At 69.2% G+C, this 1,521-nt stretch carries 2 protein-coding genes; both read right to left on the bottom strand.

Going from position 1 to position 1,521, the window contains the following annotated elements; genetic code table 11:
- Nucleotides 1-402 (bottom strand): ethanolamine ammonia-lyase subunit EutB (gene eutB, locus ACWDNU_RS45595; protein ID WP_449673413.1); only part of this gene is annotated, 402 nt, incomplete at its 3' end.
- Nucleotides 403-438: 36 nt separating this feature from the next.
- Nucleotides 439-1,521: ethanolamine permease (eat, locus tag ACWDNU_RS45600; protein ID WP_449673414.1), on the bottom strand; the 1,083-nt coding region annotated here is incomplete at its 5' end.

The raw sequence follows: 1,521 nt of genomic DNA on the forward strand, positions 1-1,521 counted from the left end.
GCGCATGATCTTGCTGACCGCCGCCACCATCTCCGGTGTCAGTCCCGGCGACGCCGCCGCCAGCGTCACCGCCGCGTCGTCGGTGGCGGCGACCGCGAGCAGCCAGTCCCGCAGCCCGCCGACGGTGAGATGCGCGATCGGGCCGAACGCGGTCCGGTCGTGGCTGTCGATGATCAGCCGGGTGACCTCGTCGGTCTCGTACGGCACGACCACCTCGTCGAGGAAGGTGGTCAGCGGCACGTCGGCCAGGGCCCACTGCGCGGCCGCCCGTTCGGCATCGGTCGCGGCGGCGCAACCGGCCAGCTGGTCGCCGCTGCGTTCGGGAGTCGCCTTGGCGAGGAGATCGACCAGGCCGTCGAACGTGTAGGTCGTGACGCCGACAGAGCTGCGGTACACGGTCATCGGGTGCCGCCTCCTTTCGCGGGTTCGTGGTGCGGGTTACTCGAGTTCTTGTTCGGCCTTGGCCAATGCCGCGAATTCCTCGTCGGGGGACTTGGCGACCAGGTGTTTGCGACTGTAGAGGCCGAAGTAGGCCATGAAGGCGCAGAACACACCGAGGGTGAACAGCGCCGCCTTCGGGTCGACCAGGAAGGTCGCCGCCACCGAGGCCGCCGCGATGACCAGCGCGAACGCGGTGGTCGCGATGCCGCCCGGGGTGCGGTAGGGGCGCGGCATGTTCGGCTCGCGGACCCGCAGCACGATGTGGCTCACCATCATCAGCACGTAGCTCACCGCGGCGCCGAACACGGCCATGTTCAGCAGCATCGCGCCCTCGCCGGTGAGCGAGAGGGCGAAGCCGATCAGGCCGGGCACGATCAGCGCGAGCACCGGCGCCTTGCGGGAGTTGGTGACCGACAGGCTGGTCGGCAGGTAGCCGGCCCGCGAGAGCGCGAAGGTCTGCCGGGAGTAGGCGTAGACGATGGAGAAGAAGCTGGCGACCAGACCGGCCAGGCCGATGTAGTTGACCACCTTGGCCGCAGCGCCGTCACCGAGCGCCTCCACCAGCGGGTTACCCGAGGTCGACGCGCCCTGCGCGCCGAGCGCGCCGGTCACCAGGACCAGCACCACCGCGCCGGTGACGACCAGCAGCAGCATCGCGACGATGATGCCCTTGGGCACGTTCTTCTCCGGCTCGGTGGCCTCCTCGGCCGCCAGCGGCACGCCCTCGACGGCCAGGAAGAACCAGATGGCGAACGGGATCGCGGCCCAGATGCCCAGGTAGCCGAACGGCAGGAAGGACGAAGAACCGGTGGCGTCGGGGTCGGGCGCGATATTCGTCAGATTGGCCACGTCGAACTCGCCGAGCGCCGCCACCGCGAAGATCACCAGGCCGACCAGCGCGATCGCGGTGATCACGAACATCGCCTTGAGCGCCTCACCGGCGCCACCCAGGTGGATGCCGATGAACAGCGCGTACACCGCCAGATACACCCACCAGCCGTCGGTGATCCCGAACAGGTTCAGCGATTCCACATAGGCGCCGATGAAGGTGGCGATGGCGGCGGGCGCGATCGCGTACTC

It is taken from the genome of Amycolatopsis sp. NPDC003676, assembly GCF_053587275.1.